This is a genomic window from Bdellovibrio sp. HCB-110, assembly GCF_047323225.1.
Lineage (GTDB): Bacteria > Bdellovibrionota > Bdellovibrionia > Bdellovibrionales > Bdellovibrionaceae > Bdellovibrio.
Genome location: NZ_CP178750.1, coordinates 2,757,378 through 2,778,144 on the forward strand (window position 1 = coordinate 2,757,378; position 20,767 = coordinate 2,778,144).

Sequence of the window (20,767 nt, forward strand, 5' to 3'; positions counted from 1 at the left end):
TCACTTTTAGTTTGTGATTCGGGTGATAAATTCCGTAAAATCATAATATGACGTGGACAGAGACCACAAATTTAAAATTTTGCTTACTCAATGCAGAGAATCTCTTTTTGATGTTCGATGGAACTCCAGGAAAAGAAGTCTTGAACCTGAAAGAAGCTCAGTGGCAACGTCTGTCGACTTCGATTTACGAGAATAAGTCATTAAAGAAGAGCCAAGACATCGCCAAAGCTCTTAAAGAGATCAATGCCGATGTTATTATGCTCTGCGAAGTCGGCGGTTTTGAGTCCTTAAAAAACTTCAACCTTCTCTTTATGGATGATGCGTATTCACCTTGTTTGATTGAGGGAAACTCGGAGCGCAACATCGACGTGGGCTTTTTGATTCGTAAAAATCTGCCGTTTTACTTTGATCTTCAATCTAATAAGAATCGACCGATCAACTACCTCTACCCTCATGAACGCGAAAGTCTTTTGCACGGTTATCCGGTGAAAGGCGGCAAGATCACAAGCAGCCATAAGTTTTCTCGAGACGTGGCAGAGCTTCGTTTGTTTAAAGCCGACAAAGAGAAACCTTCGCTGATTATTCTGCTCGCCCACTTAAAATCCCGCTTAGATCCTGAGCGTATCGACCCTAATGGGTTCGAACGCCGTCAGGCCGAGCTGCGCACTTTACTAGAAATTTATAAAGAACTTGAGATCGTTCACCCCGATCTTCCCATCGTGGTCGCTGGTGACTTCAACGGAAACGCCAGTTTGATCAATACGGATGAAGAATTTAAGGACCTCTATGCAACTACGCCGCTGAAAGATGTGTTAGAAGTCAGTGCTTTGCCGCAAGAAGCTCGGGCGACTTTTTATCAAGTTCGAAACGGCGCCCGTGCAGATGGCCGCCAAATTGATTTCGCGTTTTTGTCACCCAACACACAAGCTCTCCTCAAGCCGGGCTCTGCTTACGTTCATCGCTACAAGGATGAGTTTGGCATGGAACATGACATTCCAAGGAGTATGGACGCCAAACTAAATCTCCCTTCGGATCACTATCCCGTTGTGTTTGAAATTGAGAACCTCAAACTCAAATAGATCGCTCACACGCCGCATTAAAAAAAGGTACCTGGTACCTGATTGACGTTTTTGTGCAGCGAAATTATTCTAGATGACACTATGGCAATGCAAAAAACAACGACCCCGGATTTCCAGATCACTGCTAAAGTCGTCTATGTCCCCTCAGAGTCACGCCCTGAGCAGGATTATCATTTTTTTGCTTATAAAATTTCCATCAAAAATGTCGGTGAATCTCCGGCACAATTGATGAGTCGCCACTGGGTGATCACGGACTCTCGTGGGCACAAGGAAGAAGTGCGAGGCCCCGGCGTTATCGGTATGCAACCGAAAATCCAACCAGGTCAAACCTTTGAATATGATAGCGCTTGTCCCTTGAACGCACCGACTGGCAGCATGCAAGGTCGCTATCATTTCGTCGCTGAAAACGGCGAAAGCTTCAGCGTCGAAATCCCTGAATTCTATTTAATTGCTCCTCACGCCCTTCACTAGATTACAGGTCTAGTTTTTTATAAAAGTGATAGATCAGTAAAAGAAAGCTGTGCTACACCCTTTTCCGGATTTGGAAAGGGGCCTTTCATGACATGGTTCAAAAATCTTCGCGAACTCTTAGGAATGCAACGAACGGCAATGTGCCTTTGCATGGTTGTTTCTGAGCAAGAAGGTGCTGAGATTTGGATCAATGACAGAAAGACGAACTTCGTAACTCCGAAAGCGGTGGCCATCCCCAAAGGCCCTGAAACAAAAATCACTTTGAAGTTGATCGGCCACCACGATCACACGGCTTACGTTAAAAGCGCGCACACGCTGACCTATTATCATTGCAGACTGGATCGCATTCCTCTTAGACTCATCAGCAATGAAATCCCAGGAAGGGATTTCATCGCGACAGCCCGGAGGGTTGAGGGCAGGAGCCCTCAACAATGAAATCTATCAAAGTGCCTCTCTTTAAAAAGACTCAACGCCTGGTTATTCGCCCTTTAGAAGACATGGATTATGAAAACTGGGCGCAAGCGTACTCTTGCCTTCGTCCTCCGCAAAATGAATGGGACGAAACCAATTGGGCCGAGTCGGAGTTGACGAAGAAAAAATTCAAAGAGCTTCTCAAGAAACAAAAAGAGCAACGCACACAAGATCACTTTTATGAATTCGGCATCTTCCACAAAGATGACGGGATTCTTTTAGGCACTGTGAGTTTAATGGATATTTCTAGAGGCATTTTTCAAAATGCGTATTTGGGTTATCGCATCTTCAATATCTATTGGGGAAATGGCTATGCGCAAGAAGCCTGCAAAGCGGCCATTAATATCGCCTTTAAAGATTTAAAACTTCATCGCGTGGAAGCAGGCATTGCTCCAGCAAATAAGAAATCCATTAAGACCGCTAAAGCCATCGGCCTTCGCAAAGAAGGCCTTAGCAAAAAACGTGTCTTAGTCCATAAAAAATGGGTCGACTTGGTTCTCTATGCCGGAACCAAAGAAGACTTCCGATAAAACGATCTACATCGTCATTGATTTACCAAATTTTTCCACAGACTGTTTTATTCCCGGCATGGCTTTACCGAATTCGGCTTGAGTCATCGCCGGAATAAACTCCACATTTGCATTCATGGATAACCAAAATGGCTCTGCCAAGCGTGGGATGTCTGCGCTCGAATCAACATTGATCAGAGCAAAAATAGTGCGCTGTCCATCCATAGCACAGAAGTAAGCGGCTTCGGGCTTAAGCCCCGAGATCAATTCATCCATTTTTTCGTTAAAGTTTTTGTTAGAAATAAACTTATTTCCCGCATCCGCAGGTATCGCAATCTTCGCTAGAAAATGCATAAAAACCCCTTTTTTTTAGAGCCATCATTCACTCCCCGTGAGACTCGAGCAATCCGGCCGGCAAAAATACAAAAGGTACGGACTTACTTTTGGTAGCGCAGCTGCGTCTAAATGACTCTTGGTTGCTCCGTGAGAAAATTTTCGTAGAATAAATTCTAGGCAATGTTTCTATCCAAGGAGTGTTTATGAAAAGTCTGCTACTTATTTTTGGATTCACACTTTTATCGGCATCTTCCTTTGCAAACACTCCTATTCGCACTATCGACGGTCAAAAAGGTTCTGACGTTGTTCAAGGTTTGATGGAAGTCGGTGTTGACGTTACCGATTGCCAAGATGAGGTTTGCACTTACACTTTGCTCAATGTTGATTGCAGCTACGACTACGACGCCACTCCGACAGGAGGTCGGTCCCTTAATATTTACGGAACGAAAATTAACGGTGAGCGCGTCGAAGCCCACGAACTTCCCGACGACAATCAGCAGCTTTGCCAACGCGAAGGCAACGGCGACTTAGACTGCCATTACGGCGAACTCGATCTTTTCAAAATCATGATCGAAGAAAACCTTCTTAAAGACGGCCCTGGCAACAGCAGCCGCGTTCTTTGGGGAGAGTTTAAAAAGATCCAGTGCACTTACGAAAGTTATTACTCCGCAAGCTGCACTTTTGAATACAAATAAAATCCGCTAGAGACGCTCTGAATTTCGACTTTCGATTTCTTTGTCTAATTCATCTTCTAGGCGCGCGATATTTCTCTCCATCGCGCCTCCAATATTTTCCTGGCCTTCGACACTTTTTATCGCTATCGAAATAACGATAAAGGGACGAGAATGAACTAAAGCCCACAGCTTATCCATCCAGCGAGAAATAAACGAAGTCACCTTTCCGTAAACTTGATGCAAACCCATCCAACGAAATCCCGAGTAATGCGGATTCTGAGATGTTCCAGTCGCAAATCTCGTCTTCTTCTCGTACTTGCGTTTATATTGAAGAATATTTTTAATGAAATAAGACCAGTCATCACTCACGGTAATATCTCGGCCCGCACTCCCGCCGACAAACTTAGCAAGAAACTCCGGCAAACTAAAAGGTGGACCAAAAGCGTTGGCGCCATCGACATGAGTTAAGAGCGGAGCTGCATCACCAAAAAGATTTTTAAGAATCGCCACACTCTTCCGACTCGTGTGCATATACCAAAAGCCACTTTTAATAATTTCCGTGGAATTGGCAAAATCCCGCCAAGACCGCGAAGGATCAATAACCAGAGGTTCATCAATGCGAATCCGCTTTAGCCACTGAAAAAGTTCTTTCTGCCGACGAGTCGAAACCCCATCTTCATGCTCTGACTGTTTCACTTGAAAAAGATAAGCCCGCTCCAAAGAAGTCTGCTCTAAAGGATTCTCAAGCGTCAAATGAAACAAAACATCCGCCAACTCCACGGAGTAAGACTCCCCGTGAGGTTCCACCTTAGGACTCTTATCCAAATGAGCCACATTCACAGTAAACTCCGAAACCTGCCGGCCCATGGCCCCAGCCAATGTAGCTACAAGCTCTTCAATAAACTCATCACTCAAAAGCCGCTCTAAATACTCAAGCTCTGACAACCCAAACCTCATAATTAAAATAATGTTTATTATAAAAGCTTATCCAAAGAAAAAACAAGAACACACCAAAGAACACCAGACGTCACCCCTTCCGAAAATTCCTTAACTTGAAATACCCTCCTCAGTCGCGAGTTCCGCAGCGCCAAGAAAAATCGGCAACAGCAATCAGAAAAAAAGAAACCCAAACACTCCAAAGCCAGCAAAGCACCAAAAAGCGCGAGGACTGTCCGAGCAGCTGAGGAGGGTATTTCAAGTTAAGGAATTTTCGGAAGGGACTAAGGACTCCGCATGAAGGTCTTCCACGAGTTCCCGTCTTTTTGATAAACGTAACGCTCATGAAGACGTCCGGTTAAACCGAACCAGAATTCAATTTCTGTAGGGATGACTCTCCATCCGCCCCAATGCGGAGGACGAGGTACAACTTGGCCGTCGAATTGTTTTTCGAATTCTTGCACGCGACGAGCGAGCCAATCACGATCCGGAATCACTTCACTTTGATGAGAAGCCCAAGCGCCGAGTTGACTTAAACGTGCGCGAGTCGCGAAGTAAGCATCGCTTTCTTCAGCAGAGATCTTTTGAGCTTTTCCTGTGATTCGGATTTGTTGCCACAAAACGGGCCAGTGAAAATTGAGGCAGATATTTTCGTTTGCCTCGATATCGTGTCCTTTATGACTGTTGTAGTTGCCATAAAAAACAAAGCCCCCCTTGGAAACGTCTTTGAGATAGACGATTCGCACGGAGGGCACACCCTCTTCATTCACCGTCGCCACCGACATTGCGTTGGCTTCGGGGATTTGCTTTGCCATCGCCTCTTTAAGGAGACGATCGAAATGCTGAAAAGGGTCTTTGTTAAAGTCGATCATTACTTCTTTTTCTTAGTGTCTTGTTTCACGATGTCGATCAACTCAACGTCGAAAACTAGAACTGAGTTTGGTGGGATGCCTGGGCGACCAGAAGGACCGTAAGCAAGCTCAGGTGGGATGAAAAGTTTAGCTTTGCCGCCAACTTTCATCAATTGAAGAGCTTCTGTCCAACCTGGGATAACGCCACCAACTGGGAATTCAGCCGGTTGACCACGGTCGTAAGAAGAATCGAATTGTTCGCCGTTAGTCAAAGTTCCTTTGTAGTGAACTTTTACTACGTCTTCTTTCTTAGGAGATGCGCCAGTGCCTTCTTTTTCAACGATGTATTGAAGACCAGAAGCTGTTGTCTTAACTCCAGCAGCAGATTTATTTTTCTCCAAGAAGTCTTTACCAGCTTTAGCATTGCCTTCAGCCGCTTCTTGTTGTTTTTTCATCGCCATTTCTTGAAGTTTCATCATAGCTGCTTGCATGTCTTCTTTAGACATTTCGTTTTTACCAGCAGATGCATCTTTCAAAGCTTGCGCCAAAGCGTCAGCATCGAATTCGATGTTTTGTTGTTTCAAGTTGCCACCGATTTGTTGTCCGATAGCGTAGCTCGCTTTCTTCATATCAGTGTCGAGCTTCACTTTCTTTTGGCAAGCTGTTGTAAATGCCATAGCAGCTACAACGAGACCACCAAGTACTAACTTATTCATGTTGTCTCCTCTTAAAGGTTGTTTAATTTGCTAACGCCATATCTTGCGACGAAATCTCGCAGTTTCAAACAGATAACGCGCAGAGAAATAAGGATCATGGTTTCAGATTTTTAAGAAAATCCACCGCAGAGCTGCTGGAGCCTTTGAAACAGGCACTCACCTGTCGGCGCTCTAAAGAGGAAAGATAGAGAGGGTCATAGTAATATTTTAGAAGTTTTTCGATCCAGATCTTGTTCGAAGCAATTTCATTTTTATTCAGGAAGTCACTTTGCGAGTTTTCCAAATCTGCCATGACTTCTTGGGTGCGAAGTCCTCCCAACTTCCGGGAAATAGACCTCAACGAGGACTTGTACTTTTCAAAAACCTTCAAAGCCTGAGAGCGCAGGATCACATCTTCTTCGGCACAACGAGGAATCTGATTTTGAATCAGCCCAATGGAGGTACTGAGGATGTAGTCTTTAAAGATATTCTCGACACGAACCTCCAAAGGCTCGTCCAACCAAATGACTTGTGAAGATCGCAAGTGTTCAAAAAAGGGCGTGGGTTGATAGATCCGCCCAATCAGGCGACTTTCATCTTCGACGATGGGTCTTAAATTTCCAAACCCCTTGTCCTCAATTTTAAGCAGAGTCACCGCCAAGCGGTTTTCGAAATCAATTTGCGAAGGTTGGTTTTCATCTAAAGATCCAAAGGCCGAACCGCGATGTTGTGCCAGAGCCTCAAGATCAATAGTGGGATAAAACGCGGCAACTTCTTTAAGAAACTGCGTTTTTCCACTCCCCGTGGGGCCCGAGACCACCAACATCTCACGGGTTTTTGAAAAGCGCTCAATCTGATCCAATAAAAAATGACGACTGACTTTATAACCGCCGACGATCAGAGGACGTTCAATGCCGGCTTCTTTTAACCATTGCTGCGTAATTTGCGAACGCTTTCCCCCACGGAAACAATAAAGAACTGCCGAGGGATATCGTGCAATAAAGCTTTTCCAACTTTGCACGCGTTCTTCTTTCACAGAACCTGAAATCAACTGATAACCTAGCTTAACGGCGGCTTCTTGGCCATCTTGTTTGTAAGTCGTTCCGATGAGAGCGCGTTCTTCATCATTCAGAATGGGGAAATTCACAGCTCCCGGAAGACTCCCCTGTTTAAATTCAACAGGAGCCCGCACGTCGATCAACGGCGTTTCACTCAGGAAAAGATCTTTAAGATTTTCTAGACGGATATTTGTATTACTCAAAAATCACCGCTTTATCTTGGCGAGGTAAAACCTCTCCAATGATCTCAGCAGATTTGAACTTACCACGCAAGGCCTGAACTAACAGACCACTGACTTCAGAGGAAACACTCAACAGGAGTCCCCCACTGGTTTGTGGATCATGCAGTAATAATTTATGAAGAGCATCGAGCTTAGAAACATCAACGTCTTGCTCGGTATATTGAGCATTGCTGCGATGGGCTTTTGTCAAAAACCCTTTTTCCAAACAAGCCATGGTCTTCGCAAAGCGCGGGAGTTTTTGTGAATAAATTCGCAAACTCACCTGACTCGCTTTTGCAAGTTGCATCGAGTGACCGGAAAGACCAAAACCCGTAATGTCTGTGGCTGCATGCACTTCCGACACTAAATTAGCCGGAATAAAATCAATGGCGTTATTCACAGTGGCCATGCTGAGCAGAGCCTCCATGATATCTTCTTCCGTGGATTCTTGACGTTTCAAAGAGGCCGTCATTGTTCCTGTGCCCAAAGGTTTTGTCAGAATCAAATGATCGCCAACTTTGGCTTTGGCATTGGACCACACACGACCGGGATGAACAAATCCTGTGACGGAAAGACCGAATTTCAACGTGTCATCGTCAATGGAATGACCGCCGACAAAGTTCGCATCGGCTTCAGCAATTTTATCACTCGCTCCTTGCATCACATCGACGATCACGTGCTCAGGCATGGTGGCTATCGGAAAAGCTAAAATCCCCATTGCGGTTTTTGGCTTTCCGCCCATGGCATAAACATCGCTCAGCGCATTGGCTGCGGCGATCTCGCCAAAAAGCTTGGGTGTGTCGACAATGGGAGTGAAAAAATCGAGGGTTTGAACGAGCGCGATTTCGTCGTTCACTTTGTAAATCGCGGCATCATCAAAAAGACCTCCATCCACAAGAAGAGAGGGATGAGGCACAGGGAATTTTACTTGCTGTAAAATCTTACGCAACTCAGAGGCGGCCACCTTCGCGGCACAGCCTCCCTTTTGCACAGTCTGCGTGAGCGCGATTTTTTCAGAACTCATGATTGCTTATGAGTGTCTTTTTGCTCTTGAGTCTGCTCTTGATTCAGAGGTTTTTCGTGATTCTGAGAAATTTGCTTGTTCACGTCGCGTTCTTGAGATGCGTCTTCATTAAGACCCTTCTTAAAACCACGGATAGCCTCTCCCATAGAACGTCCCAAACCGGGAAGTTTGCTTGGGCCAAAAATAAGCAATGCAATGCCACCAATTAATAGGATTTCAGTCCAACCAAGATTCATTTGGTATTCTCCTCGCTACAAGGCTGAACACTACTATAAGCCCTATTGCATGGCAACAAAAGGCCGTGCATTATATTGGGATAGGGGGAAACAATGCTTAGTTTCATCATGATACTCTTCCTTGCGGGTGATGCGCAGGCCCAAACGCCAGACACCCCATCCAAGAAAATCAATACCAGCTTGTACGAACAGGAACCCGAGCCAGAAAAGGAAAAAACCAAGAGCTTTTCTGCCAAAGTCAAAGTCGTGCGCGAAGAAAGCGATGGCGTTGAAGTGTTCTTTGAAGGCGAAAAGAACAAAGGGGCGTACATGCTTATGCGCTCTACGGAGCACTATGCCAAGATGCTCAAAGACCTGGAAGCCAGTCGCAAACCTAAGGGCACGGCGGTCTCTGTCACCGTGGATGCCGACAAACGTATTAAAACCGTCGAAAAAAGCAAAGCTCCTCAACAGCCCACAGATCCGAATCAACCTTGGGATTTTGGGAAAATTCCAGACTGATTCCTCTGTGATTCATCTTGCGTAAGCGCTCGGGAAGTGAGATTTTCAGCCTTCACATGGAAACATCTCGAGCGCAGTGGCTGAACCAATCGTGGCTTTATCTTAAACGCATTCTTATCGTGAATGCGGTCTTTATCGTGATTGGGTCCTTGTGGCGCGGGGCCTTTCTTCTTTACTACGGAAATTCCAAAGAACTTGCACAGCTTCACGGTGATGTTTTCAAAGCCTTCGTTTTGGGAGCCCGTTTTGACAGCACGGTTTTATTTTATATCAACGCCATTCCATTTCTTATTTTATTCCTGCTAAGTCTTCTGGCGTTTTGGAAGGGTTTTGAACCTCTTCTAAAAAAAGTTTTCTCGCGCTTCGTGCACTTCCTCATCCCCTACTACACGTTCATGCTTTTACTGGTGACGTTTATTTCGGCGGTGGATTTTGGATTCTACAGTTTCTATCAAGATCGCATCAACGTTCTGATCTTTGGTTTTTTCACGGACGACACCACGGCCTTGATTAAAACCATGTGGAGAAATTATCCCATCGTTTGGATCTTCTTGGGTCTTGGGGCTTTCACTTACTGTTTGTGGAAAGGTCTTAAGATCAACTTCACGCAAGGCAAAGAGTGGATTCCGCTCAATGTCCGTAAAGTTTCCTACCCACTTTTTGTTCTTTTCTTTTTTGCGGTGTTTTTATTTAACGGCATCGGGGCCCGCGGCTCTTTAGGGCTTTTTCCTCTCAGCGAGATGGATACCGGGATTTCTAAAAGTATTTTCGTGAATCACTTGTGCTTTAACGGCACCCGCGCTTTCTCTCGCGCCATTGAACTTAAGTCACTGCAAACTTCAAAGTGGGACAGCAATCTGCGCCACTATGGTTATGGCGATAATCCCGCGCAAGCTTTTGCCGACTATTATCAAATTCCTGTAGAACAAGTTCCTGCGGATCCGTTGGAGCTTATGAAACACAAAACACCCAAAAATGAGTGGGCTGAAAAAACACGTCCTCACGTCGTCATTTTGACGATGGAGTCTTTAGGGGCCTACTGGTTTAAATACAACGAACGTGATTTTGATCTTCTCGGAGATTTTAAAAAGCATCTGAACGAAGACACTTATCTGACGCATTTTCTTTCGAGTACTAATGCGACGATTGGAAGCTTAAGCTGTCTGATGATTGGTTCTCCACAAAGACCGATCAGTGAGTTTTTGACAGAGAGTGATTACTTGCAAGTTCCCTTCCGTTCAAGCCCTGCTCGCGTGTTCAAACAAGCCGGTTACAAAGCGCGCTTCCTTTACGGTGGAAATCCCGGATGGCGTGAAGTGAATAAGTTCGCCTTTATGCAAGATTTTGACTCTGTCGAAGGAGAGAGCGAAATCGCCGAAGGCCTGGGCGGTCTTAAAGACAAGCACGATTGGGGTATTTACGACGAAGATGTTTTCGACTATGTCTTTAAAACTTTGAGTGAGGCCAAAGACCCGCAGTTCTTGCTCACAATGACGACGACGAATCACCCTCCGTATCAGCTTCCTCTGAACTACAAGTCGCCTGAGTTAAAAATACCTGAAGAGCTAAAAAGCCGTTTGATCGTCGACACGGCTCTCGCCCGTCAACGTTTTGCGACCTACCGCTATTCCGCTGATAAATTGGCGGCCTTTATGGAGCGTTTAAAAAAATCTCCACTGAAAGACAAAGTGATTGTCGCGGTCACGGGTGATCACACGTTCTGGATTGTGAACTTCACGGAACAAGAGCTTTTACAAAAAGGTTCCGTGCCTTTTTATATTTACACTCCTACGGCGGTTCGAAAAAAATTAGATCCTGAGGCCTTTGGTTCTCAAGCAGACATTGCTCCCACTCTTTACAATCTCGCTTTATCAAATCAAGAGTACTACTCTTTGGGTCGGGATCTTTTTGCTAAAGAGGGCGACTTTGCCGTCAACGCTTCCAATCTGATTGTGGATCGTACGGGCGGAGTCTTGGCAGCTGGCAAAAGTGTTGATGACCGCGCTTTGGATTGGGAGGGCTCTTATGAGCGTCTGGTTCCTGGCGAGTCCACGGATCACAAAAAATCTTTGTCTTTGAAATACAAATCCTTGATGGGCGTCTTGGATTATTATTTCATGAAAGAGAAAAAAGAGCAGAAAGGCATGCAGCATGCGGATTCTCGTCGTTGAAGACCAAGTCAAAATGGCGAACTTTCTAAAAAAAGGCCTGAATGAAGTCGGCTATGCCGTGGATATTGCCGAGTGCGGATCTGCGGCGGAATCCTATATGGCTCAAGGCGATTACGATTTGGTGATCCTGGATGTGATGTTGCCCGATCAAAGCGGCATTGATACCGCTCGCCACATTCGCCGCGATGGCTATGACGGACCGATTCTGATGCTCACCGCTTTGTCGACGACAAAAGACAAAGTTCATGGCCTTGACGCTGGCGCAGACGATTATTTGACGAAGCCTTATTCTTTTGACGAACTTCACGCCCGTGTTCGTGCTCTGCTTCGTCGTAAAACTCCGGTGGGTAATGGTGCGACTTCCAACACTTTGAAATACGCGGATCTTGAGTTGGACTTAATCCAACGCAAAGCCCGTCGTGCCGGACAAGAGATCTCTTTGACGACCAAAGAGTTTGCCTTGCTTGAATACTTCATGAGAAATCCCGAGCGTCCCTTGGGCCGTGTTTCCATTGCCGAACATGTTTGGGATATTCACTTTGATTCTGAAAGCAACGTGATCGATGTCTACATCAATTTGCTTCGTAAAAAAATTGATGCTCCTTTCTCGAAACGACTGATTCATACAGTGGTAGGCACGGGTTATGTTCTTAAAGAAAATTTATAATTTCTTTTCGGGCTTTAGCATTCGTTTACGTCTGTCTTTGATTTTCGTTCTGATTTTCGGAGCGACCACGATTTTCTTTAACATGTTCCTTTTCAAAATGATGATCGACACCCTTCAACAGGATTTCGACGACGCTCTTTTCAATTATTCCGTCGATGTTTCTGAAGGGATTGAAATTGGCGTGAAGGGGGATTTAAGTTTTCCTCCCCTGCGTTTGGATCATGGTAAAATTCTTCCGTTTCCTCTGGGAACCGCGCTCATTCAAGTGCGCCACAGTTCCGGAGCCGTCCTTGCGCGCGTCGGAAACTTCGGTGAATTCAATCCACCCTATAGAAAAGATTTTGAAAGAATCTGGGCCGGCGAAGAAGCGACATATCGCACGATCGAACATATTCGCAACATCCCTTCAGCCGAGGCGGACTCTTATCGTTTGATCTCCTTTCCTTTGGACAACGCCGCAAAACCTCAGTTGTTGTTACAAATTGCTGTTCCTATGACTTTGCTGGAAACACAAATCAGTCAGCGCTTGACCCTATTGCAAGTAGGTATTCCCGTTGTTCTTTTGATCGCGACCCTGGGCGGTTTGTTCCTCTCAGCCCGGGCTTTGAATCCTTTGAACAATATGATCAACACGGCAAAAGAAATCAAAGCCGGAGAACTCTCTCAGCGTGTTCCTGTTCCCAATGCCAATGATGAAATTAAAAAGCTGGCTCTTACGATGAATGAAATGCTCGATCGGATTCAACAAGCCTTCTTAAGTCAGGAGCGTTTCGTTGCCGATGCTTCCCATCAGTTGTTAACTCCACTCACCATCATGCGGGGCGAGCTTGAGCTTTTACAAAAGACGGAAAAGAAAGACATCGATCTTTTTATTAAGAGCAGTTTGCAAGAAGTCGACAATCTTTCCAGCATTGTCCAAGAAATGTTGCTTCTTGCTCGTGTGGATGCGGGGATCGGCGCCTTGAACATGCAAGAACTGGCTTTGGACGAGCTTCTTTTTGAGGTACTGCCTCGCTGTGAAAAACTCGCAAGCTCTAAAGGTATTAAGATCAAACTCAATATCAATAATGAGACCAGCGACGATCGCAAAATGATTCGTGGAGATAATGATCTTTTGCAAAATCTCATCACGAACATCATCGAGAATGCGATCAAGTATTCTCCCAACAATGAAGTCGTGACTGTCACCTTAGTTTGGAAACAAGACGTGAGTGAATTGATCGTTGAAGATAATGGAGCCGGGATTCCCGAAGAGCAGTTGCCGTTCATTTTTGAACGCTTCTCGCGAGGATCTAATATGGAGACGCGAGTTAAAGGCTTTGGTCTAGGTTTAGCGATTGCACAAAAGATCGCCATTCTTCATGAAGCAAAGCTAACTGCGCAAAATCATTCAGGACACGGCGCGCGATTCAGTTTCGAAATTAAAAACATTTAATACCATTTTAATGGGGGCTTTAACCCCCTCTGCTAACCTTCTATGTGTTTTCCAATTGAAGCTAACAATAACCATTAGGAGGTTACTATGAAATTCGCTTCTGTTTTGATGTCTCTTGTTTTTGCTGGTGTAGTTGCTCAAGCTAACGAAACTGCTCCTGCAGCTGCTGCTACAACTGCGGCTCCTGCTGCTCCTGCAGTAGAAGTTAAAAAAGAAGAAAAAGCTCACGCTAAGAAAAAGCACGCTAAAAAAGCTGCTGCTACTGAAACTAAAAAAGAAGAAGCTGCTGCTGCTCCTGCAGGTCACTAATATCGTTTCTACGATATAGTGAGCACTTCGCTCTTATATGATAAGGGAACCGCAAGGTTCCCTTTTTTTATTTAATCCATCGATGGATTTTCTATGTGCACTCGCACTGGTTTATTATCTACGGCCGGGCGATGAATGGCTTGCTTCAAGGTTGGATGCAGCGTCTTAGACAACGCTGTGAGGTTCACGGGCTTTCGAGATTTCACCGATTGCATGATCGCTTCAATCACCATCAAATCTAAAACCCCCTCGGTGGCATTTGTTTCTGGTGTTTTATTGTTCAGAATACAGTCCGAAAAATAAACGATCTCGGGACCGAACTGATCGCTCTTTTTATATTTATATGTCCGCGTCGGCGCACTGAGCTTGCTATAATAAAGAGTCATGTCATTGTAGTACTCGTAAGCGTTCTCCAGACGAAGACATCCCGTTGTTCCGACAACATCATAGACAGCCTGATGATTTCCCGCAAAGCTCACAATAAAGGTCGCCATGCGCCCACCGGAAAATTTCATTACGACCGAGAGCATTTCATCGACTTCCAAAGAACGCTTATCAAAACCTTGATTCGCGAAAGCAAACACTTGCTCAGGAAGTTCCCCGAAAAAACTGCGAGTCGCATTGATACAATAAATACCAATATCAAAAAGAGGTCCTCCGCCACGGCGTTTATCCGTGCGAATGTTTCCTTCTTTTACTCGCATACTGAAAATAGAATTGAAAAATCGTACATCGCCAATCTGGCCAGCACGGGCGATTTCTAAGGCCTTCAAATTGGCCCGCTGAAAATGCAAACGATAGGCCGTCATCAACTTACTGCCCGTCACTTCACTGACTTGCGCCATCACTTTGGCGTCTTCGACATTCATCGCGAGAGGTTTTTCACATAAGACATGAACACCCGCTTGCAAGGCATCCACAGTGAAGCGCGCATGCATATGATTGGGTAAAGAAATATAAACAGCGTCCACGAGCCCTGAATAAAGAAGTTTGCGATAATCGGAATAATCAAAAGAGTATTCGACTTGATATTTCTTCGTCAGTTTTTCTCGTTTTTCCTCATCGCCAGAGACGAGGGCCACAAGTTCAGAATTATTTTTTGCATTCACAAAGCCAGGTAACACCGCGGTCTGAGCAATATGTCCTAGTCCAACAAGGGCATATCTTACTTTGTCTCTCGCCATTGAGTCCTCCTCGAAGCCTATTAGAAAACACTCCCGTATCTAAGCTTGAGAGAGAATAAAGAAATATAAAAAATGCTAAGATGCTAAAAAAAGAATGTAGAAAAACAAATCGGGAAAGAGTATTCCACCCTTTCCCGATTTGTGGTTTTAGACCAGGCTTTCTTCGATTTCTTCTTTTGAAAACTCCGTCGGTCGACGGATGGATTTCACTTCACCCGCCGAGATCTCAACGATCTGATCACAATCAGCAATCGTTCCCAAACGATGGGCGATGATCAGCATCGTCACACCTGTGAAGGACTGACGAATCACCTTTTGCAACAAAGCATCCGTCTGCACGTCAACACTCGCAGTGGCTTCATCCATCACTATCACTCGCGCTTTAGTGAGCAAAGCTCTTGCTAAACACAAAAGCTGTCTTTGACCTTGGCTCAGGTTCAAACCACCTTCTGTCACGGGAGATTGCAAACCTTGCGGCAAATCTGAAACATACTCCCACATCGACGCATGTTTCAAAGCTCCAATCACGTCCTCATCCGAGTACTCATTATAGCGATCCAAGTTGTTGCGAATCGTTCCCATAAAGAGCGTCGGATCTTGCGGAATGATCGCAAGACTGCGGCGCAATTTTTCTAAAGGCACAGAAGCGGCCTCCACACCGTCAATCACGATGCGTCCTTCTTCGGCTTCAATAAAGCGGAAGAGGGATTGGAAGAACGTGCTCTTTCCCGAACCCGTGCGCCCGATAATTCCCACGCGACTTCCCGCTTCGACTTTAAAAGTGATTCCTTTTAAAACCAAAGGCAGATGTTCTGCGTAGCGCACTTTCAAGTTCTCAACAGAGATCTCACCAAACTCCGGCCACGTCGGGCGCAGAGGCTCTGCACTCGGTATAAGTACGGATTTCTCTGAGGGCAGGTTTGAGAAAAACTTCAAACGCTCAATCGAAGTCATGCGCGATTCAATATCCGCGAACACACGCACCCCCCAATTTAAGTAACCCCAGAACGACAACGAGTACAAAGTCACCAGACCCGCTGTTCCTGCATCCATCACTCCGGCATAGGCTGAAAGTGTCACACCAATGGCCGTCGTCATCGAAATCAGTCCACCAATCAGAGGAATGCGCGACGAGAACCAACGATTGATCAAATAGTGGGAATAAAACATTCTTTGACTGTGTGCCAACTTGTCATAGAAGTTTCTCATAAACCACGACGACTTATTGAAACTGCGAATGACGATCAAGCCCTGCAAGCTCTCTTTAAAGTGAGCGTAACGGGGCGATCTGGCGACACTGTCAAAACGTTTCACTTCACGGGCCGGACGACGATAGTCTCTTTGTAAAATGTAATACAAAGCCATCACCGGACCGATCACGAAGATCATCAAAGGCATAAGACCCAAGATCAAAATGATCGACATCACGACTTGCAAAGCACAGTGCACGGCCGAATCAAAGCTCCACTGCAAATACACATCCACGGATTCAATATCGCGAGAGAATCTTTGCAAAATCCGTCCGATCGGAGTTGAGTCAAAGAAGCGAACCGGTGAATGCAAAACACTTTTCAGCATTTTATCGTGCATATTCTTTCCGGCACGAATGCCGCGCTCAAGCCAGATCAAGTGATTCAGCAAAGAGCCCACTAAAACCGCAAGACCAATCAAGCCGTAAATACCCACAGCCCCTAGAGCACTCCACTCTCCTCGATGGTCCGAATAATAGGACAACCAAGCTTTCTGAATAAGCGGAAGCATCGTTACACCGATAGCTCCGCAGAGCAAAACGCCGAGGATCATGGGTTTTGTATAACGACCATCTCCACCCAAAGAACTGATGTAGTCCCAATACACAGAACCTTTCACCGCACCGACTTCGCGCTCTTCATCTTCAGTCACGCGGGATTTTTTATCGTCCACCACTTCGGCCACAGAACTGACCTCTGCAGAAGTCGTATCTGCTGTGACACTGGCGTGCTCGTGATCGCCTTGAGTTTTTCCGTGCTCTTTATAGAATTCCGCAAAAGGCACACAAACTTTCAAAAGTTCTTCGAAAGTTCCTACACCTTTGACAAAGCCATCTTCAATAAAGATCACTTGATCAAATTGCGGCAAGTACTCCAGGCGATGAGTCACCACAACACGAGTCGTCTCTTTCCACGCACCAAAAATCAGACGCTCACACAGAAGTTTTTCCGTATCCGCATCCACTGCTGAAAGAGGATCATCCAAAAGCACCAACTGCGGTTTACGCAAATAAGCCCGCGCCAAAGCAACACGTTGCTTTTGACCGCCAGAAAGATTCACACCTTTTTCACCGATCTCTGTGCGCAGTCCCCCGGACCACTCTTTTAAGTCGCGACTTAAACAACTGTTGTGCAAAGATCGACGTAAATCTTCTTTAGAAACCTCTTCACCAAACTGAAGATTCTCAAGCAAAGTGCTATTGACGATGTAAGCCTCTTGCGGAACGTAAGCCATGCGCGGTCTTTCGTTTTCCGGCAATGGCAAAAACTCCACAGTGCCTTTGGTCACAGGCACTTCACCTAAAAGACCATAGAGCAAAGAACTTTTCCCTGACCCCACAGGTCCCACGATCGCCACGGAAGATCCCGGCGGAACCGTTAAATCCACGCCCTTGATCACCTCTTCTTGCGAACCGGGATATGTGAGAGTCAAGTTTTGCAACTTAAGACCCACAGCCACATCGGATTTCGCCGTTTCCGTTTTTGAAATCTCAACTTCTTCTTGTTTTAAGAAGTTCAAAATACGTCCCGCGCCGACAACGGCTGTTGTGTAACGAGAAATCAGACGGGATAAATCTCCGAAGGGGCCTTCGAGCAATCCAAATAGAGAAATACACGTAAAAATAATCGCCGCATTCAAAGGCTCTCCGCGCCAGGCATGTACAGCCAAAGCCACAAACAGAACCAAGGTGGAAACGGCCAAGTATCCTAAGCTTGAAATCACTTCCGCGCGCGCCAAACGACGGCGGCTTAAAAGTTCTTTCTCGCGCACCTCGGTCACTTCCTTGGAAACACTTTTTTCCCAGGCAAAATATTTCACGACACGAATGGCGTTCAATGCTTGCGTCATCAAAGTGACACGGTGGTCACGATGAGCCATCATCTCTTCATCCAGGTGCGTGAATTTTTTGGCAACATAGTTTGTCAAAGGTGCCAAAGTAAAAAGCACCGCCAACGCCGCCAATGCCGACCAACCGATATAATAGAATAACATCGCCACGACACCGATGATCAAAAAGACCGCCGACACCAAGTCCCCAATCACTAACGGAAAGTCAGAGACCGAGTCGCTGTCAGAACTCATGTGATTGACGATATCGCCAATCTGATTTTTTTGACGGGCACTTTGGCTGAGCTTTAAGCTGTGACGGAATATTTTTTCATTCAAAACATTCGTCGCAATTTGATAAGAGCGAAGAGTATTGAAGAAATAGTGCTGCATGCAAAGACCCGAGAGGAATCCGCACACACCTAAAAGAACGCCGTAAGTTAAAGCAAAAGTGATGTTCTCTTTGGTAACTCCGGCAGAGATTACACCGACAAAGCGGTTGACCAAAACAGGCGAAAGCAAGGCCATCACGGAACTTGCAAAGTACCAGGTATAAGCGGGCTTCGTGTAAACGCTCATCGCCTTGATCAACGAAAAGAGAAAGGCTTTGGGGGTCGTCCACACTAACTTTTCTGTGGGAATTGCCAAGTACTCAGGATTGAGGTCCTGAGGCAAAGGCAAAAGGTCCTCTTCCGTGATATTTTTTGTTTTAGCCAATCTGACTAAAGGACTCACTTGCGAGAACAACATACGTCTAAAGAAATTCATACGAATCCATAACTGCTCATTGGGAGCTTAAAAAACTAAATTGTATGCGAAACAGATCAAACGCCGGGTTGAACGAGGATCTTTATTTTTGGAAAAGAAGAAGATCCATCGATGAAATCATTTTTTGCATCATCATAATGTCCTCCTCTTCTTACGTGTGTGAGATTTTTTAAGCCTAAACAAAGAAAAAGCCTTTGTCTAGCCCCTCTTAAAAATAAAATCGTTTCTTAAGACTTTGTGCCTTTTAAAGGAATTGTAAAGAAAAAGCGAGACCCCTTCCCTAATTCACTTTCGACTCCGATGTTTCCACCCATCTTTTCAACAAGTTGCTTGCTGATGCTGAGCCCCAAACCCGTGCCCCCAAAGCGTCTGGTGATGGACGAATCCCCTTGTGAGAATCGACCAAAAACCCACTTTATTTGATCTGAACTTAGGCCGATCCCGGTGTCTTCAACCATGATCTGCAAGGAATTCGCGTCGCCGTGAGAACTCTGAATAAGAACTTTCACACTGCCGTGATCAGTAAACTTCAAGCCATTCCCGATAAGATTGATAAGCACCTGCTGAAAACGTGTTGAATCTCCCTCAACAACTTCCGGCACACCTGGCGCCGCTTCAAAACTAAGCTCCAACTTTTTCTCAACGGCTTTAATCATCAAAAGTTCAACACATTTTCGCACGGACTCCACCACCGAAAACGGCGCACACTCAATGGACATTTGCCCTGATTCCACCTTTGAAAGATCCAAAATATCATTGATGATATTTAAAAGACTTTCAGAGGCTCTATTTAAAATCGTAACGATCTTTTTTTGTTCTTCATCCAAAGGTGTATCTAATAAAACTTCCGCCATTCCCATGATGGAATTCATGGGTGTGCGAATTTCATGACTCATGTTCGCCAAAAACTCTGATTTTGCGCGAGTTCCTGCTTCCGCAGCCTCCTTGGATTTTAAAAGAGCTTTTTGATGATTGTGCAATTCCGTGATGTCTGTGGAAACACCCGCCATAGCAATGGCATTTCCATTTTCATCCAACAACGGAAATTTTTCAGAGAGATAATGTCTTTCTGTTCCATCCGGCATCAGAATATCATCTTGAGAATGCATCAGTTTTTTCGTGGCAAGAACTTCCCGATCCTTACGAATGTGGCGAAGAGCATCCCTTTCCTCAAAAAGATCGAAATCTGATTTCCCCAAGAGTTCATCTTTATGTTTTCCCATGAGCTGTTCAAACTGCCTGCTCACGACGATATAACGACCTTCCAGATCTTTAACATAAATAATTGAAGGGGACGACTCCAGCAAACCATTGAGCAAGTGCTGTTGATAGCGTAGAACCCGTTCAGTCTCTTTACTTTTTGAAATATCCTGAACGACACCAAAAGTTCTGACGACTTTGCCGTCTTCGCTCATGGCTGAACCCATCACACGACAAGGAAAATGTCTGCCATCGGCTCTTTGGATAGTCAACTCGACATCAAAGTCATCGCCGTTTTTGACAAGCTGATTATATTTTTCGACGAAGAGTTCTTTTTCTTTATCGGGCAAAAAATCTAAACCGTTTTCAAGGGTCAGTACAAAATTTTCGGGATCAATGCCAAGAAGTTCGTAAATTTCAGGAGACCAATAGACTTTTTGATCGGCAAGATCAATGCTCCAGCTTCCTATCTTTGCCACGCGACGAGCGCGCTTGCCGATTTCGTCATAAAGTTTTTGTTGAGTGATGTCTTTTGCAACCGCCCAGACCACCTGCTTTTGCAAATCAATCTGATAATTCCAACTGAGATATTTATAAGACCCATTTTTACACAAATAGCGATTCAACAAATCGCGAACGACGCGACCATCGAAGCTGGGGTCGACAACGGCGTCCGTGCGTTTTAGATCTTCGGGATGCATGATATTGCGAAAGGACGTTTTAAGAAGTTCTTCTTCAGTCCAACCAAGTTCTTTGGACCAAACGCTATTAAGCTTTATAGGAATCCAGTCATAGCCAAAGACACCGACCATGTCGTTTGAAATATCAAATAGCACGGGGCTCACAAATTCCATCAAAAAATCTTAACGAGAACCGTACTTAAAATCCATTCT

The 20,767-nt window shown here is 45.2% G+C and carries 20 protein-coding genes; 10 read left to right on the plus strand and 10 right to left on the minus strand.

Going from position 1 to position 20,767, the window contains the following annotated elements; genetic code table 11:
- The first annotated feature begins 47 nt into the window (after window positions 1-47).
- From ACL934_RS13070 to ACL934_RS13085, 4 genes are all read left to right on the plus strand, one after another.
- On the plus strand, window positions 48-1,079 hold the full coding sequence (locus ACL934_RS13070; protein WP_413612376.1) for an endonuclease/exonuclease/phosphatase family protein: 1,032 nt from the start codon (window positions 48-50) through the stop codon (window positions 1,077-1,079).
- 81 nt (window positions 1,080-1,160) lie between these two features.
- Complete coding sequence (gene apaG / locus ACL934_RS13075; RefSeq protein WP_374074061.1) at window positions 1,161-1,550, plus strand: Co2+/Mg2+ efflux protein ApaG; 390 nt, start codon at window positions 1,161-1,163, stop codon at window positions 1,548-1,550.
- Between the two features lie 87 nt (window positions 1,551-1,637).
- On the plus strand, window positions 1,638-1,985 hold the full coding sequence (locus ACL934_RS13080) for a hypothetical protein (protein ID WP_413612377.1): 348 nt from the start codon (window positions 1,638-1,640) through the stop codon (window positions 1,983-1,985).
- A complete protein-coding gene (locus tag ACL934_RS13085; RefSeq protein WP_413612378.1) occupies window positions 1,982-2,551 on the plus strand; it encodes a GNAT family N-acetyltransferase in 570 nt (189 codons plus the stop codon). Before ACL934_RS13080 ends, ACL934_RS13085 begins: the two co-directional genes overlap by 4 nt.
- A 6-nt stretch (window positions 2,552-2,557) precedes the next feature.
- On the opposite strand, the gene ACL934_RS13090 is transcribed toward ACL934_RS13085, so the two are convergent.
- Complete coding sequence (locus tag ACL934_RS13090) at window positions 2,558-2,884, minus strand: DUF3303 family protein (protein WP_374074071.1); 327 nt, start codon at window positions 2,882-2,884, stop codon at window positions 2,558-2,560.
- A gap of 185 nt (window positions 2,885-3,069) precedes the next feature.
- On the opposite strand from ACL934_RS13090, the gene ACL934_RS13095 reads away from it, so the two are divergent.
- Window positions 3,070-3,561 carry a hypothetical protein gene (locus ACL934_RS13095; protein WP_374074073.1) on the plus strand — a complete coding sequence of 164 codons (492 nt, stop codon included), beginning with the start codon at window positions 3,070-3,072 and terminating at the stop codon, window positions 3,559-3,561.
- Between the two features lie 6 nt (window positions 3,562-3,567).
- Here ACL934_RS13095 and ACL934_RS13100 read toward each other — a convergent pair whose 3' ends face one another.
- From ACL934_RS13100 to ACL934_RS13125, 6 genes are all read right to left on the minus strand, one after another.
- Window positions 3,568-4,485 carry a hypothetical protein gene (locus tag ACL934_RS13100; RefSeq protein WP_413612379.1) on the minus strand — a complete coding sequence of 306 codons (918 nt, stop codon included), beginning with the start codon at window positions 4,483-4,485 and terminating at the stop codon, window positions 3,568-3,570.
- A 275-nt stretch (window positions 4,486-4,760) separates the two neighbouring features.
- Window positions 4,761-5,348, minus strand: a complete 588-nt coding sequence (gene pdxH / locus ACL934_RS13105; protein ID WP_374074077.1) for a pyridoxamine 5'-phosphate oxidase — start codon at window positions 5,346-5,348, stop codon at window positions 4,761-4,763.
- Window positions 5,348-6,043: an FKBP-type peptidyl-prolyl cis-trans isomerase gene (locus ACL934_RS13110; RefSeq protein WP_374074080.1), complete on the minus strand. Its 696-nt coding sequence runs from the start codon at window positions 6,041-6,043 to the stop codon at window positions 5,348-5,350. Before ACL934_RS13110 ends, pdxH begins: the two co-directional genes overlap by 1 nt.
- Before the next feature lie 94 nt (window positions 6,044-6,137).
- The gene (gene mnmH, locus ACL934_RS13115) at window positions 6,138-7,283 is read right to left on the minus strand and encodes a tRNA 2-selenouridine(34) synthase MnmH (RefSeq protein ID WP_413612380.1); all 1,146 of its coding nucleotides are present in this window, start codon (window positions 7,281-7,283) and stop codon (window positions 6,138-6,140) included.
- The gene (gene selD / locus ACL934_RS13120; protein WP_374074084.1) at window positions 7,276-8,325 is read right to left on the minus strand and encodes a selenide, water dikinase SelD; all 1,050 of its coding nucleotides are present in this window, start codon (window positions 8,323-8,325) and stop codon (window positions 7,276-7,278) included. The genes mnmH and selD overlap by 8 nt, the downstream gene beginning before the upstream one ends.
- On the minus strand, window positions 8,322-8,561 hold the full coding sequence (locus ACL934_RS13125; RefSeq protein WP_374074086.1) for a twin-arginine translocase TatA/TatE family subunit: 240 nt from the start codon (window positions 8,559-8,561) through the stop codon (window positions 8,322-8,324). The genes selD and ACL934_RS13125 overlap by 4 nt, the downstream gene beginning before the upstream one ends.
- Before the next feature lie 93 nt (window positions 8,562-8,654).
- Here ACL934_RS13125 and ACL934_RS13130 point away from each other — a divergent pair, with 93 nt between their 5' ends.
- From ACL934_RS13130 to ACL934_RS13150, 5 genes are all read left to right on the plus strand, one after another.
- Window positions 8,655-9,062 carry a hypothetical protein gene (locus ACL934_RS13130; RefSeq protein ID WP_374074088.1) on the plus strand — a complete coding sequence of 136 codons (408 nt, stop codon included), beginning with the start codon at window positions 8,655-8,657 and terminating at the stop codon, window positions 9,060-9,062.
- A gap of 56 nt (window positions 9,063-9,118) precedes the next feature.
- Window positions 9,119-11,233: an LTA synthase family protein gene (locus tag ACL934_RS13135; protein ID WP_413612381.1), complete on the plus strand. Its 2,115-nt coding sequence runs from the start codon at window positions 9,119-9,121 to the stop codon at window positions 11,231-11,233.
- Window positions 11,214-11,900, plus strand: a complete 687-nt coding sequence (locus tag ACL934_RS13140; protein WP_413612382.1) for a response regulator transcription factor — start codon at window positions 11,214-11,216, stop codon at window positions 11,898-11,900. The genes ACL934_RS13135 and ACL934_RS13140 overlap by 20 nt, the downstream gene beginning before the upstream one ends.
- Window positions 11,878-13,335 (plus strand): sensor histidine kinase, encoded by a 1,458-nt coding sequence (locus ACL934_RS13145; protein WP_374074096.1) that lies wholly within the window; start codon window positions 11,878-11,880, stop codon window positions 13,333-13,335. Before ACL934_RS13140 ends, ACL934_RS13145 begins: the two co-directional genes overlap by 23 nt.
- Before the next feature lie 87 nt (window positions 13,336-13,422).
- The gene (locus tag ACL934_RS13150) at window positions 13,423-13,644 is read left to right on the plus strand and encodes a hypothetical protein (protein ID WP_374074098.1); all 222 of its coding nucleotides are present in this window, start codon (window positions 13,423-13,425) and stop codon (window positions 13,642-13,644) included.
- A gap of 71 nt (window positions 13,645-13,715) precedes the next feature.
- On the opposite strand, the gene ACL934_RS13155 is transcribed toward ACL934_RS13150, so the two are convergent.
- The 3 genes from ACL934_RS13155 to ACL934_RS13165 form a co-directional block, all read right to left on the minus strand.
- Window positions 13,716-14,828, minus strand: coding sequence for a Gfo/Idh/MocA family protein (locus ACL934_RS13155; RefSeq protein ID WP_413612383.1), 1,113 nt, complete (start codon window positions 14,826-14,828; stop codon window positions 13,716-13,718).
- Between the two features lie 147 nt (window positions 14,829-14,975).
- On the minus strand, window positions 14,976-18,674 hold the full coding sequence (locus ACL934_RS13160) for an ABC transporter transmembrane domain-containing protein (protein WP_413612384.1): 3,699 nt from the start codon (window positions 18,672-18,674) through the stop codon (window positions 14,976-14,978).
- A gap of 227 nt (window positions 18,675-18,901) precedes the next feature.
- Window positions 18,902-20,728, minus strand: coding sequence for a PAS domain S-box protein (locus ACL934_RS13165; RefSeq protein WP_374074105.1), 1,827 nt, complete (start codon window positions 20,726-20,728; stop codon window positions 18,902-18,904).
- Window positions 20,729-20,767: the final 39 nt, after the last annotated feature.

Coding starts and splice junctions, on each gene's coding strand:
- ACL934_RS13165 (WP_374074105.1), bottom strand. CDS start 20,728: ATGGAATTTGTGAGCCCCGTGCTATTTGATATTTCAAACGACATGGTC.
- pdxH (WP_374074077.1), bottom strand. CDS start 5,348: ATGATCGACTTTAACAAAGACCCTTTTCAGCATTTCGATCGTCTCCTT.
- ACL934_RS13135 (WP_413612381.1), top strand. CDS start 9,119: ATGGAAACATCTCGAGCGCAGTGGCTGAACCAATCGTGGCTTTATCTT.
- selD (WP_374074084.1), bottom strand. CDS start 8,325: ATGAGTTCTGAAAAAATCGCGCTCACGCAGACTGTGCAAAAGGGAGGC.
- ACL934_RS13080 (WP_413612377.1), top strand. CDS start 1,638: ATGACATGGTTCAAAAATCTTCGCGAACTCTTAGGAATGCAACGAACG.
- ACL934_RS13160 (WP_413612384.1), bottom strand. CDS start 18,674: ATGAATTTCTTTAGACGTATGTTGTTCTCGCAAGTGAGTCCTTTAGTC.
- ACL934_RS13110 (WP_374074080.1), bottom strand. CDS start 6,043: ATGAATAAGTTAGTACTTGGTGGTCTCGTTGTAGCTGCTATGGCATTT.
- ACL934_RS13085 (WP_413612378.1), top strand. CDS start 1,982: ATGAAATCTATCAAAGTGCCTCTCTTTAAAAAGACTCAACGCCTGGTT.
- ACL934_RS13145 (WP_374074096.1), top strand. CDS start 11,878: ATGTTCTTAAAGAAAATTTATAATTTCTTTTCGGGCTTTAGCATTCGT.
- ACL934_RS13140 (WP_413612382.1), top strand. CDS start 11,214: ATGCGGATTCTCGTCGTTGAAGACCAAGTCAAAATGGCGAACTTTCTA.
- ACL934_RS13090 (WP_374074071.1), bottom strand. CDS start 2,884: ATGCATTTTCTAGCGAAGATTGCGATACCTGCGGATGCGGGAAATAAG.
- ACL934_RS13150 (WP_374074098.1), top strand. CDS start 13,423: ATGAAATTCGCTTCTGTTTTGATGTCTCTTGTTTTTGCTGGTGTAGTT.
- ACL934_RS13070 (WP_413612376.1), top strand. CDS start 48: ATGACGTGGACAGAGACCACAAATTTAAAATTTTGCTTACTCAATGCA.
- ACL934_RS13155 (WP_413612383.1), bottom strand. CDS start 14,828: ATGGCGAGAGACAAAGTAAGATATGCCCTTGTTGGACTAGGACATATT.
- apaG (WP_374074061.1), top strand. CDS start 1,161: ATGGCAATGCAAAAAACAACGACCCCGGATTTCCAGATCACTGCTAAA.
- ACL934_RS13095 (WP_374074073.1), top strand. CDS start 3,070: ATGAAAAGTCTGCTACTTATTTTTGGATTCACACTTTTATCGGCATCT.
- ACL934_RS13130 (WP_374074088.1), top strand. CDS start 8,655: ATGCTTAGTTTCATCATGATACTCTTCCTTGCGGGTGATGCGCAGGCC.
- ACL934_RS13125 (WP_374074086.1), bottom strand. CDS start 8,561: ATGAATCTTGGTTGGACTGAAATCCTATTAATTGGTGGCATTGCATTG.